At 68.5% G+C, this 12958-nt stretch carries 11 protein-coding genes and 1 riboswitch; of the genes, 7 read left to right on the top strand and 4 right to left on the bottom strand.

All coding sequences use genetic code 11. The annotated features are described in order from the left end of the window. Window positions 1–30: 30 nt before the first annotated feature. A complete protein-coding gene (gene nagB / locus ACIRP7_RS18750) occupies window positions 31–816 on the top strand; it encodes a glucosamine-6-phosphate deaminase (RefSeq protein ID WP_403660286.1) in 786 nt (261 codons plus the stop codon). A gap of 61 nt (window positions 817–877) precedes the next feature. On the opposite strand, the gene ACIRP7_RS18745 is transcribed toward nagB, so the two are convergent. The 4 genes from ACIRP7_RS18745 to ACIRP7_RS18730 form a co-directional block, all read right to left on the bottom strand. Further along, window positions 878–2362, bottom strand: a complete 1485-nt coding sequence (locus tag ACIRP7_RS18745) for a glycoside hydrolase family 3 protein (protein WP_403660283.1) — start codon at window positions 2360–2362, stop codon at window positions 878–880. A 9-nt stretch (window positions 2363–2371) separates the two neighbouring features. After that, complete coding sequence (locus ACIRP7_RS18740; protein WP_403660280.1) at window positions 2372–3223, bottom strand: carbohydrate ABC transporter permease; 852 nt, start codon at window positions 3221–3223, stop codon at window positions 2372–2374. Continuing rightward, window positions 3220–4200, bottom strand: a complete 981-nt coding sequence (locus tag ACIRP7_RS18735) for a carbohydrate ABC transporter permease (RefSeq protein WP_403660277.1) — start codon at window positions 4198–4200, stop codon at window positions 3220–3222. Before ACIRP7_RS18735 ends, ACIRP7_RS18740 begins: the two co-directional genes overlap by 4 nt. Window positions 4201–4300: 100 nt before the next feature. Then, complete coding sequence (locus tag ACIRP7_RS18730) at window positions 4301–5584, bottom strand: extracellular solute-binding protein (RefSeq protein WP_403660274.1); 1284 nt, start codon at window positions 5582–5584, stop codon at window positions 4301–4303. A gap of 306 nt (window positions 5585–5890) precedes the next feature. Here ACIRP7_RS18730 and ACIRP7_RS18725 point away from each other — a divergent pair, with 306 nt between their 5' ends. From ACIRP7_RS18725 to ACIRP7_RS18700, 6 genes are all read left to right on the top strand, one after another. Continuing rightward, on the top strand, window positions 5891–6655 hold the full coding sequence (locus ACIRP7_RS18725) for a GntR family transcriptional regulator (protein WP_037712060.1): 765 nt from the start codon (window positions 5891–5893) through the stop codon (window positions 6653–6655). A gap of 146 nt (window positions 6656–6801) precedes the next feature. After that, window positions 6802–7053: a DUF3311 domain-containing protein gene (locus ACIRP7_RS18720; RefSeq protein WP_352390240.1), complete on the top strand. Its 252-nt coding sequence runs from the start codon at window positions 6802–6804 to the stop codon at window positions 7051–7053. Further along, window positions 7050–8660, top strand: coding sequence for a monocarboxylate uptake permease MctP (mctP, locus tag ACIRP7_RS18715; RefSeq protein WP_403660270.1), 1611 nt, complete (start codon window positions 7050–7052; stop codon window positions 8658–8660). The genes ACIRP7_RS18720 and mctP overlap by 4 nt, the downstream gene beginning before the upstream one ends. A 74-nt stretch (window positions 8661–8734) precedes the next feature. Next, the gene (locus tag ACIRP7_RS18710) at window positions 8735–9232 is read left to right on the top strand and encodes a GNAT family N-acetyltransferase (protein WP_403660267.1); all 498 of its coding nucleotides are present in this window, start codon (window positions 8735–8737) and stop codon (window positions 9230–9232) included. 45 nt (window positions 9233–9277) lie between these two features. Beyond that, a riboswitch (cobalamin riboswitch) is annotated at window positions 9278–9414 on the top strand. A 124-nt stretch (window positions 9415–9538) separates the two neighbouring features. Further along, complete coding sequence (locus tag ACIRP7_RS18705; RefSeq protein WP_403660264.1) at window positions 9539–11920, top strand: ribonucleoside-diphosphate reductase subunit alpha; 2382 nt, start codon at window positions 9539–9541, stop codon at window positions 11918–11920. Then, a complete protein-coding gene (locus ACIRP7_RS18700) occupies window positions 11920–12948 on the top strand; it encodes a ribonucleotide-diphosphate reductase subunit beta (protein WP_403660261.1) in 1029 nt (342 codons plus the stop codon). The genes ACIRP7_RS18705 and ACIRP7_RS18700 overlap by 1 nt, the downstream gene beginning before the upstream one ends. The last annotated feature ends 10 nt before the right edge of the window (window positions 12949–12958 follow it).

Here is a 12958-nt window from a genome sequence, read left to right as displayed (position 1 = left end):
AGACCGTTTCCTCAGATCGGCAGGCCCAGCGTGGAAGTTGTCATCGTTCCGGATGCCAAGGCGGGTGGCGAGCTCATCGCCGAGGCCATGGCCCAGCTGCTTCGGCGCAAGCCCGACGCCCTGCTCGGTGTGGCGACCGGCTCCACCCCGCTGCCCGTCTACGAGGCCCTGGCGGCGAAGGTGCGGTCCGGTGCCGTGGACGTCTCGCGGGCGCGGATAGCCCAGCTCGACGAGTACGTGGGCCTGCCGGCCGAGCATCCGGAGTCGTACCGTTCGGTGCTGCGGCGCGAGGTGCTGGAGCCGCTGGGCATACCGATGGCCTCCTTCATGGGGCCGGACGGGACGGCTCAGGACATCACCGCTGCGTGTGCGGCCTACGACGCGGCGCTGACCGGTGCCGGGGGCGTGGATCTCCAGCTGCTCGGGATCGGGACGGACGGGCACATCGGGTTCAACGAGCCGTGTTCCTCGCTGGCCTCGCGGACCCGGATCAAGACCTTGACCGAGCAGACGCGCGTGGACAACGCGCGGTTCTTCGAGGGGGACATCTCGCAGGTGCCGCACCACGTGATCACCCAGGGGATCGGGACGATCCTCGAGGCCCGGCATCTGGTGCTGCTCGCCACGGGTGAGGGCAAGGCCGACGCGGTGGCGGCGACGGTGGAGGGACCGGTGGCCGCGGTGTGTCCTGCGTCGGCGCTGCAGCTGCACCCGCATGCGACGGTCGTGGTCGACGAGGGGGCCGCCTCCAAGTTGAAGCTGGCGGACTACTTCCGGCACACGTTTGCGAACAAGCCTGACTGGCAGGGAATTTAAGGCCCTGAAAGCCAAGGTGCCGGTTCCGTCAGAAAGAACCGGCACCTGTCTGTCGTACCCCCTACTCCCCCGCGATGATCTCCGCCGCCGCCCTTCCGCACACCCTTGCCGCGCCGTGGGTCGCGATGTGCAGGGCTCCTCGGGGAGGGGCCTGGGGGAGGCCCATTTCGATCACGATCGTGTCGGGGCGGGTTCTGAGGACGGTGTCCAGGGCCGCCCCCATCCACGGGTGGCGGTGTTCGTCGCGGACCACGGCCACGATGCGGCGGGGGCCGGCGGCGGCCAGGGTGGCGAGGCCCGCGTCCTCGCCGGCGAAGCTGCCCGTCTCCGTGCCCGGGAGCAGACGGGCGAGTTCGGCGGCGATGCCCCAGGGCGTCTCGTCGCCGACGGCCACGTTGGCCACCGGGGTGAAGGCGGCTACATAGGGCGCCGAGGTGAGTGGGGTGAAGCCGTCCGCGCCGGTGATGCGCAGCGCCCTGCGGGCCGCGCGCAGCCCCACCTCCTCGTCGGCCGGCAGCTGTGACTCGGCCGCGCCCGCCGCCGTCCAGTGGGCCAGCGTGCGCACGCGTTCCGCCGCTTCAGCGAGCCGCTGTTCGGGGAGTTCGGCCGAGCGTACGGCCGAGACCAGGGCGTCGCGCAGGCGTCGTACCGTCTCGTCGTCGGCGAGGCCGCCGCCCACGCAGATCGCGTCGGCGCCGGCGGCGACGGCCAGGACGCTGCCGCGCTCGATGCCGTAGGTGCCGGCGATGGCCTGCATCTCCATGCCGTCGGTGACGATGAGGCCGGTGTAGCCGAGTTCACCGCGCAGCAGGTCGGTCAGCACCTTGGGGGACAGCGTCGCCGGACGGTTTGGGTCCAGGGCGGGGACCAGGATGTGGGCGGTCATCACCGCCCTGGTGCCGGCGGCGATGGCGGCGCGGAAGGGCCGCAGTTCCCGCTCCAGGAGTACGGCCTCGTCCACGTCGATGCGCGGCAGGGCGTGGTGGGAGTCGATCGCGGTGTCGCCGTGGCCCGGGAAGTGCTTCGTGCAGGCGGCGACGCCCGCCGACTGCAGCCCCGTGACATAGGCCGCCGTGTGCCGGGCGGCCAGGTCGGAGGCGGCGCCGAAGGAGCGGACGCCGATCACCGGGTTGGACGGGTTGGAGTTCACGTCGGCGGACGGGGCCCAGTTGAGGTTGACCCCGCAGGCCGCGAGGCGGCGGCCGAGCTCCGCGGCCACCGCGCGCGTCAGGTCCACATCGTCCACCGCGCCCAGGGCGTGGTTGCCGGGGAAGGAGGAGCCGGTGCGCACCTCCAGGCGGGTCACGTCACCGCCCTCCTCGTCGATGGCGACCAGGACGTCGTCGCGTTCGGCGCGCAACTGGGCCGTCAGGGAGGCCAGTTGTTCCGGCGTGGCGATGTTGCGGCCGAACAGGCCGACCGAGGCGAGGCCCTCGCCGAGGCGGCGCAGCAGCCAGTCGGGGGCGGTGGTGCCGGTGAAGCCGGGCTGGAGGACGGTGAGGGCGTCCCGCGTCAAGGTGTCTGTGCCGCTGGCGAATGTCGTCATCGGGGGGCGTTATCCCTTCACGGCGCCCGCGGTGAGACCCGCGGCCATCTTGCGCTGGACAAGGAGGAAGAGGACCACGATCGGCACGGCCATCATGGTCGAACCGGCCATCATCGGGGCGTATTCGGTGCCGTTCTTGGTGCTGAAGTTGCCGAGCCAGACGGTCGCGGTCTGGTTCTTCTGGCTGAGCAGCATGAGGGCGTACAGGTATTCGTTCCAGGCCTGGATGAAGGCGTAGACCGAGGTGGCGACCATGCCGGGGGCCAGCAGCGGGAAGACCACGCGCAGGAAGGCGCCGGTGGGGGAACAGCCGTCGACCATCGCCGCCTCCTCCAGCTCCTTCGGGATGTTGACGATGAAGCCGCGCAGGGTCCACACCGTGAAGGGGAGGATGAAGGTCAGATACGTGATGATCAGGCCGGACAGCTTGTCGTACTGGTCGAGGTCGTTCAGGAGCAGGAAGACCGGGATGATCATCGCGACCAGCGGGACCATCTGCACCGCCAGGATGCCCACGATCACGACCTTCCGGCCGCGGAAGGCGAACCGGGAGATGGCGAGCGCGGCCAGTGTGCCGACGACGATGCCGATCACCACGACCGACAGGGAGACGATCAGGCTGCGGCCGACCGGGCCCCAGAAGTCGGCGATGTCCAGTGCGCGGCTGAAGTTGGAGAAGGTGATGCCGGTCGGCAGCAGGCTCGGGTCCGGGTCGATCGCGTCCTTCGCCGGCTTGAACGCCGTATTGAGCATCCAGTAGACCGGGAAGCCGGCCGTCACGAAGACGAGGAGGCCGACGAGGTTCCAGCCGAGCCTGGACTTCCCGCGGCGACGGCCGCCGGCCGTGGCGAGTGCGCTCATTCGACCTCTCCGATCTTCAGCATCTGACGCATGTAGACGGCGACGACCCCGAGCAGCAGCAGCACGGTGATGAGGGCGATCGCCGAGCCCTGCGCGTAGTCGTTGACCACGAAGGCACGGTCGTAGGAGTAGGTGGTCAGGATCTGGAACTCCTCCTCCGGGTGGCCGTTGCGCATCACGAACACCTGGGGGAAGACGCCCATGTCCCAGATCACCGACAGGGTCGTCAGCATCACGATGATCGGCTTGAGGACGGGCACGGTGACGTACCGGAACACGCCCCAGGCGCTCGCGCCGTCCAGCCGGGCCGCCTCCTCCAGCTCCGCCGGCACCTGGGTGAGTCCGGCGCTGAGCGTGATGACGACGAAGGGCACCGCTCCCCACACCACGAGCAGCATGATCACGGCCAGGCCCTGGGGGCCGCTAGCGAACCAGTTGTGGCCGATCATCTCCACGCCGGGCAGCTTGCTGAGCAGCGCGTTGAGGATGCCGTAGTCCGCGTCGAACAGCCACTTGAAGACGGTGGTGGCGACGATGATCGGCATGCCCCAGCTGGCCACCAGGGCGATGTTGATCAGGGTCTTCACCCAGCCGGAGACCCGCTGGAGCAGCAGCGCGATCAGCATGCCGGCGACCATGGTGAGGACGACGCAGCCGGCCGCGAAGACGATGGTCCGCACGACGACCGCCCAGAACTCGCTGTCGCCCAGCACGCCCGTGAAGTTGTCGAAGCCGACCCACTCGGCCGGCTGGAAGCCCCACAGCTGGGACTGCCCGAACTTCTGGAAGGACAGACCGACCAGACGGACCATCGGATAACCGAGGACCAGCACCAGGATCAGCAGGCAGGGGGCGAGCAGCAGCCAGGGCGTCGCGCTGAAGGTCCGCTTTCTGCCCGGTGGGGCCGGCCTGGACGGCGGGGGTACCGACATCGGCGGCGGCACCTCGGTGGGGGTGGTCGTGTCTGCGGCACTCATGGCGCGCTCCTCAGCGGTCCCTCTGGTCGTACGAAAGCGAAGCCCGCACGGTCGTACGGGAGGCAGGGCCCCGCCGGTGTCAACGGGGCCCTGCTGCCGGTCACTTGCTGTTGATGACCTTGTCGATCGCGGTGTCCGCGTCCTTCGCGGCGACCTCGACCGACTTCTTGCCGGTGCCGATGTTCTGGAGCATGGTCTGCAGGATCTGCGCCTTCTCGACCTGGCCCCAGCCGGGTGCCATCGGCACGAACCAGTTGGACTCGGCCGCGGTGGCCGGGACCGCGGTCGCCGGGTCCTTCTTCAGGGTGGCGAGGTCGGTCTTGTTGTTGGGCAGGTTGCCCTTGGCCATCAGGCCCTTCTGGCCGGAGGCACCGGTGAAGGCGTTGATCCACTCGGCGGCGACGGCCTGCGCCTTCGACTTCACCGGCACGGCGAGGTCGGACCCGCCGAGGAAGACGGGCATGTTCTTGCCGGACGGACCGGGCATCACGAAGTTCTCGAGGTTGTCCTTGAGCTTGCCGGTCTTGTCGTTCTTCGGGTCGGCGGAGGTCGCGCCCTCCCAGGCCGCGCCGAAGATCATGGCGGACTTGCCCTGGCCGTAGACGATGTAGCGGTCGGACTCGTCCTTGGTCTTGTCGGCGTGCATGTACTTGTCGACGACGTTCTTGAACTCGGTGAGGCCCTTGACCGACTCGGGCGAGGAGAGGTTGGCCTTCCACTGGCCGCCCGACTCGACCGCGATGGAGCCGCCGGCGTCGTAGACGAAGGACATGGCCGCGTACCAGTCACGGGTGGGCTGGTACCAGGCGGAGAACTTGTCGCCCTCCTTCTTCTGGACCTTGTCCAGGGCGGCGGTGAGCTCCGCGTAGGTCTTCGGGGTGGACTTGACGCCGACCGAGGCGAAGACGTCCTTGCGCCAGTTGCCGACCCGGCCGCCCGCGTAGTACGGGACGCCGTAGGTCTTGCCGTCGTAGGTCACCGAGGCCTTGAGGCCGTCGAGCCAGGCCGACGAGTTGGTGAACGCCGACGTGTCCAGGGGCGCGAAGGCGCCCTTGACCATGTAGCCGAGCATCTCGGTGTTGCCCATCTCGACGACGTCGGGGGCCTTGTCGGTGGCGAGGACCGCGTCGAGCTTGGTGTTCTTGTCCGGCCAGCCGTAGTACTCGTGGTCGATCTTGATGCCGGGGTGCTTCTTCTGGACCGCGGCGTCCGCGGCCTTCACAAGCCCGGGCCAGTTGTTCTGGGCGTCGACGGTGAGCCACACGGTCAACGCCTTGGCGTCCGCGCCGCTGTTGTCCGAACTTCCGCTGTCGCTGTTCCCACATGCCGCGACGGAGACCATCATGCCCGCGATGCCGATCGCGGCTGCCAGCTTGCGCTTCACGCCACCCTCCTCAGGGATGCCCACACCTCCCGCTCACAAGCCGGGACCTGGACCAATGGTGTAGACCAGTAGGGGGAGCTTGGACCAGACCACAAGGCCTGTCAAGAGGTGCCGAAAAGGCCCTGACCAGCCGTTATGCGAGCTACATATGCAGGAACCATTAGTAAAGAAGCCAGCGAAAACACCGGCGGCGGAGTACTGTCGTCCGCTAGACCACTTACCTCTGTGGACTAGACCAAAAGAGGTGGCGACGGTATACAGAAGGGATCACGATGTGACCCGCATCCGGAGCCGGGAAGGCAGACCATGAGCAGCGACGTCAGCAGTGCGGAGACCGAGGGCGGGGCAGGCGTCCGTACCGCGCGCGTGCCCAAGTACTACCGCCTGAAGAAGCACCTGCTCGACATGACGGAGACGCAGTCGCCCGGCACGCCGGTGCCGCCCGAGCGCACGCTCGCCGCCGAGTTTGACACCTCACGCACGACGGTGCGCCAGGCGCTGCAGGAACTCGTGGTCGAGGGGCGCCTGGAGCGGATCCAGGGCAAGGGCACCTTCGTCGCCAAGCCCAAGGTCTCCCAGGCGCTGCAACTGACCTCCTACACCGAGGACATGCGCGCCCAGGGTCTCGAACCCACCTCGCAGCTCCTGGACATCGGCTACATCACCGCCGACGACCGGCTCGCCGAGCTCCTCGACATCACCGCCGGCGGCCGGGTGCTGCGCATCGAGCGCCTGCGCATGGCCAACGCCGAGCCGATGGCCATCGAGACGACCCACCTCTCCGCCAAGCGCTTCCCGGCCCTGCGAAGGTCGCTCGTCAAGTACACCTCGCTCTACACGGCGCTCGCCGAGGTCTACGACGTCCACCTCGCCGAGGCCGAGGAGACCATCGAGACCTCCCTGGCCACCCCGCGCGAGGCCGGCCTGCTCGGCACCGACGTGGGCCTGCCGATGCTGATGCTGTCCCGCCACTCGATCGACAAGACGGGCGAACCGGTGGAGTGGGTGCGGTCGGTGTACCGCGGGGACCGGTACAAGTTCGTGGCCCGCCTCAAGAGGCCGGTCGACTAGTGCCCTAGGAGTACCCAACAGGCGTGCTTCACAGAATCGACATACCGATATGCGGACGAGGTCTTCCGCTCTCACGACACCAGCGCCTAGATTGCCTGCGCATTGCAGGTGATCAGCGCTGATCAGTGAGGGGCAGGAGTCGCGACATGTCGGATGCACCTGAAGTCGGACCACCGGTGGTGACGCCGGTACGGGTGGTCATCGCCCTCTGCCTGTTGGCCCCGTTCGTGGCGATGCTGTGGGTCGGCTCGTACGCCAAGGTCGACCCCACGTTCATCGGCATCCCGTTCTTCTACTGGTACCAGATGCTGTGGGTGCTGATCTCCACCGCGCTGACGATGATCGCGTACCAGCTGTGGCAGCGTGACCAGCGTGCCCGCCGTGGAGGTACCAAGTGAACGACGGCGTCAACGGTGTGGCTCTCACCGTCTTCATCCTCTTCTTCCTGGCCGTCACGGTCATGGGCTTCCTGGCCTCGCGCTGGCGCAAGGCCGAGAACGAGCACAGCCTCGACGAATGGGGCCTGGGCGGCCGCTCGTTCGGCACCTGGATAACCTGGTTCCTGCTCGGCGGCGACCTCTACACGGCGTACACCTTCGTCGCGGTCCCCGCGGCGATATACGCGGCGGGCGCGGCCGGCTTCTTCGCGGTGCCGTACACCATCCTGGTGTACCCGCTGATCTTCACCTTCCTGCCCCGCCTGTGGTCGGTCTCCCACAAGCACGGATACGTGACGACCTCGGACTTCGTGCGCGGTCGCTTCGGCTCGAAGGGGCTGTCGCTGGCGGTGGCGGTCACCGGCATCCTCGCGACCATGCCGTACATCGCGCTCCAACTGGTCGGCATCCAGGCGGTCCTGGACGTCATGGGCATCGGCGGTGGCGAGAACACGAACTGGTTCGTCAAGGACCTGCCGCTGCTGATCGCCTTCGGTGTCCTCGCGGCCTACACGTACTCCTCCGGACTCCGGGCCCCCGCGATGATCGCGTTCGTGAAGGACACGCTGATCTACATCGTCATCGCGGTGGCGATCATCTACATCCCGATCAAGCTGGGCGGCTTCGACGACGTCTTCGGCGCGGCGAGCGAGAAGTACACGGCGGCCAAGGCGGGCGGCCTCGTCCCGCTGGAGGCGGGCCAATGGACGTACGCCACGCTGGCGTTGGGCTCCGCGCTCGCGCTGTTCATGTACCCGCACTCGATCACCGCGACGCTCTCCTCGCGCAGCCGTGAGGTGATCCGCCGCAACACCACGATCCTGCCGCTGTACTCCCTGATGCTGGGCCTGCTCGCGCTGCTCGGCTTCATGGCCATCGCGGCCGGGGTCAAGGTCACCAACCCGCAGCTGGCGATCCCGCAGCTGTTCGAGGACATGTTCCCGGACTGGTTCGCGGGCGTGGCCTTCGCGGCGATCGGCATCGGCGCGCTGGTCCCGGCGGCCATCATGTCCATCGCGGCCGCGAACCTGTTCACCCGCAACATCTACAAGGACTTCATCAAGCCGGACGCCACGCCCGCACAGGAGACCAAGATCTCCAAGCTGGTCTCGCTCCTGGTGAAGGTCGGCGCGCTGGTCTTCGTCCTCACCATGGACAAGACGGTGGCCATCAACTTCCAGCTGCTGGGCGGCATCTGGATCCTGCAGACCTTCCCGGCCCTGGTCGGCGGCCTGTTCACCCGCTGGTTCCACCGCTGGGCCCTGCTCGCCGGCTGGGCGCTCGGCATGGTCTACGGCACGGTCGCCGCGTACGGCGTCGCCTCCCCGACCCAGAAGCACTTCGGCGGCTCGGCCAAGGAGATCCCGGGCATCGGCGAGATCGGCTACATCGGTCTGACCGCGTTCGTGCTCAACCTGGTCGTCACGGTGATCCTGACCTTCGTACTGAAGGCGCTGAAGGCTCCCGACGGCGTGGACGAGACCAGCCCGGAGGACTACACGGCGGACGCGGGCGACCCGGGGGTCCAGACGGAACTCCCGCCGGCGACAGCGGGTTCGGTCCACTAGTCACGGAGTCGGGCGGGCCGTCGGAGAAGTCGTCCGGCGGCCCGTTGTCGTACCCGTCGGGCACACTCACCGGCATGGACATCGTGATCCGGGCCGCGGAACCCGCCGAGTACGAGACCCTCGGTGAGATCACCGCCCAGGCCTATCTCCAGGACGGCCTGCTGCTGTTCGGCGAGAGCGACTGGTACCTCGAAGAGCTCAGGGACGTGCCCAAGCGGGCCGCCGCCGCGGACGTGTTGACGGCCGTGGCGGACGACACCGTCCTCGGCACCGTCACCTTCGTCCCCTCCGGCGGGCCGTTGGCCGACCTCGCCCGCCCCGGCGAGGCGGAGATCCGCATGCTCGCGGTGGCTCACACGGCCCGCGGCAGAGGCGTGGGACAAGCCCTCGTCCAGGCCTGCGTCGAGCGCGCGAGCGCCACGGCCACCGGCATCGTCCTGTGCACCCAGCCCACGATGCACACCGCCCACCGCATCTACGAACGCCTCGGCTTCACCCGCGCCCCCGAGCGCGACTGGAAGCCGATCCCCGGCGACGAGTTCACGCTTCTCGCCTACACGTTGACGCTCTGAAGTCGCCGCGACACAACATATGGGCCTGCTTTCCTCACCCGGCACAAGATGTATGCTCATGCTCGCTGTCGCCGCAGGGGAATCCGGTGCGAATCCGGAACTGTCCCGCAACGGTGTACTCATGCGTGCATAAGCGCACATGAGCGTCAGTCCGAGGACCTGCCGACAGCCGCCCGTGCCGCACCGGCCCGGGTGTCATGACGTCCGGGCCTCGTGGAATGGGCCGGTGGACGCGACGCCGTGCGCGCTCGTGTGCTGCCCCCTGCCCTCCGCAAGGCCCCCGTGCCCAGCGAGGGAGTGCCCCACGTGACCATCGCGCCGGCCGATCCGGCCTCAGCGACCGAGCGGACCGCACAGCAGGACCACGACGGCCCCGGTGCCGCCCTGCTGCGGACCCTGACCACGCTGACCGCCGACCTCCCCGACGCCGACCCCGGCCGGGTCGCCGCCGCCGCGCTGCGGGGCCGCTCCTCGCGTACGGCTTCCCCCGAAATGCTCGTGGAGTTGCGCGAGCTGGCCACCGAGGCGGCGGCCGGCCTCATCTCCGAGGACCCCGCGTACAGCAGGCTGGCGGCCCGGCTGCTGACCGTCTCCATCGCCGCCGAGGCCGCCTCGCAGGGCGTGACCTCGTTCACCGGCTCGGTCGCCGTCGGCCACCGCGAGGGCCTCATCGCCGACCGGACCGCCGAGTTCGTGCGCATCCACGCCGAGCGGCTCGACGCGCTGGTCGACACCGAGGCCGACGACCGCTTCGGCTACTTCGGCCTGCGCACCCTGTACAGCCGCTACCTGCTGCGGCACCCGATCACCCGCAAGGTCATCGAGACCCCCCAGCACTTCATGCTCCGGGTGGCGTCCGGGCTCGCCGAGGACGACACCCTGCGCGCCCTGGACGAAGTCGCCGCCCTCTACCGGCTCATGAGCCGTCTCGACTACCTCCCCTCCTCCCCCACCCTCTTCAACTCCGGCACCCGGCACCCCCAGATGTCGTCCTGCTACCTCCTCGACTCCCCCAAGGACGAGCTGGACTCCATCTACGACCGCTACCACCAGGTCGCCCGGCTCTCCAAGCACGCCGGCGGCATCGGCATCGCCTACTCCCGCATCCGCTCCCGCGGTTCGCTGATCCGCGGCACCAACGGGCACTCCAACGGCATCGTCCCGTTCCTGAAGACCCTCGACGCCTCGGTGGCCGCCGTGAACCAGGGCGGCCGGCGCAAGGGCGCGGCCGCGGTCTACCTGGAGACCTGGCACTCCGACATCGAGGAGTTCCTGGAGCTCAGGGACAACACCGGTGAGGACGCCCGTCGTACGCACAACCTGAACCTCGCCCACTGGGTGCCGGACGAGTTCATGCGCCGGGTGAACGCGGACGCCGAGTGGTCGCTCTTCTCGCCGGCCGACGTGCCCGAACTGGTCGACCTGTGGGGCGAGGAGTTCGACGCCGCGTACCGCACGGCCGAGGCCGCGGGGCTCGCGAAGAAGACGATTCCCGCGCGTGACCTCTACGGCCGCATGATGCGCACCCTCGCGCAGACCGGCAACGGCTGGATGACCTTCAAGGACGCCGCCAACCGCACGGCCAACCAGACGGCGCTGCCGGGCCACACCGTCCACTCCTCCAATCTCTGCACGGAGATCCTGGAGGTCACCGACGACGGGGAGACGGCGGTCTGCAACCTGGGGTCGGTGAACCTCGGCGCGTTCGCCGACACGACGACCGGCGACATGGACTGGGAGCGGCTGGACGCCACCGTCCGCACCGCCGTGACCTTCCTCGACCGGGTCGTCGACATCAACTTCTACCCGACCGAGCAGGCGGGCCGTTCCAACGCCAAGTGGCGTCCCGTCGGCCTCGGCGCGATGGGCCTGCAGGACGTCTTCTTCAAGCTGCGCCTGCCCTTCGACTCCCCCGAGGCCAAGCGGCTCTCCACCCGGATCGCCGAGCGCGTCATGCTCGCCGCCTACGAGGCCTCCGCCGACCTCGCCGAGAGGAACGGCCCGCTGCCGGCCTGGGAGAAGACCCGTACGGCACAAGGGGTTCTGCACCCCGACCACTACGCGACGGACCTCACCTGGCCCGAGCGCTGGGCGGCACTGCGCGAGCGCATGGCCACCACGGGTCTGCGCAACAGCCTCCTGCTCGCCATCGCGCCCACCGCCACCATCGCCTCGATCGCCGGGGTGTACGAGTGCATCGAGCCGCAGGTCTCCAACCTGTTCAAGCGCGAGACGCTGTCCGGTGAGTTCCTCCAGGTCAACTCGTATCTGGTGAAGGAACTCAAGGAGCTCGGCGTGTGGGACGCCCGCACCCGTGAGGCGCTGCGCGACGCGAACGGCTCGGTGCAGGACTTCGCGTGGATCCCCGAGGACGTACGGGCGTTGTACCGGACGGCGTGGGAGATCCCGCAGCGCGCTCTGATCGACATGGCGGCGGCGCGGACCCCGTTCCTCGACCAGTCGCAGTCCCTGAACCTCTTCCTGGAGACGCCGACCATCGGCAAGCTCTCCTCGATGTACGCGTACGCCTGGAAGTCCGGGCTGAAGACGACGTACTACCTGCGCTCGCGCCCGGCGACCCGGATCGCCCGCGCCGCACAGGCGACGGTCCCCGTCCAGCAGCCGGCCCCGGAAGACGCGGTCGCCTGCTCCCTTGAGAACCCCGAGTCCTGCGAGGCCTGCCAGTAATGACCAGCGAAGCCAAGACTGTGCCCTCCAAAAACCTGCTCGACCCGGGCTTCGAGCTGACCCTGCGCCCCATGCGCTACCCGGACTTCTACGAGCGCTACCGGGACGCCATCAAGAACACCTGGACCGTCGAGGAGGTCGACCTCCACTCGGACGTCTCCGACCTGGCGAAGCTCAGCCCCGCCGAGCAGCACCTCATCGGCCGCCTGGTGGCCTTCTTCGCGACCGGTGACTCGATCGTCGCGAACAACCTGGTGCTGACGCTGTACAAGCACATCAACTCCCCCGAGGCACGCCTGTACTTGAGCAGGCAGCTCTTCGAGGAGGCCGTCCACGTCCAGTTCTACCTGACGCTGCTGGACACCTACCTCCCCGATCCGGAGGACCGGGCGGCGGCCTTCGACGCCGTCGAGAGCATCCCCTCGATCCGCGAGAAGGCGGAGTTCTGCTTCCGGTGGATCAACGAGGTGGAGAAGCTGGACCGGCTGGAGTCCCAGGCCGACCGCCGCCGCTTCCTGCTCAACCTGATCTGCTTCGCCGCGTGCATCGAGGGCCTCTTCTTCTACGGCGCCTTCGCCTACGTCTACTGGTTCCGCAGCCGGGGCCTGCTGCACGGTCTCGCCACCGGCACCAACTGGGTGTTCCGCGACGAGACCATGCACATGTCCTTCGCCTTCGACGTGGTCGACACCGTCCGAAAGGAGGAGCCGGAGCTGTTCGACGACCGGCTCCAGCAGCAGGTCACCGCCATGCTGGCGGAGGCCGTGGAGGCGGAGCTGCAGTTCGCGCGCGACCTGTGCGGCGAGGGACTGCCCGGTATGAACACCGAGTCGATGCGGCAGTACCTGGAGTGCGTCGCCGACCAGCGCCTGACGCGCCTCGGCTTCGCGCCGGTGTACGGCTCGCAGAACCCGTTCTCCTTCATGGAGCTCCAGGGTGTCCAGGAGCTGACCAACTTCTTCGAGAGGCGCCCGTCCGCGTACCAGGTGGCCGTGGAGGGCACGGTCGACCTGGACGAGGACTTCTGACAGGACATCT

The sequence above is a fragment of the Streptomyces sp. NPDC102270 genome (genome assembly GCF_044766405.1).
Lineage (GTDB): Bacteria > Actinomycetota > Actinomycetes > Streptomycetales > Streptomycetaceae > Streptomyces.
Note: the sequence above shows the minus strand (reverse complement) of the source record. Positions and strands in the feature narration are given on the sequence as shown.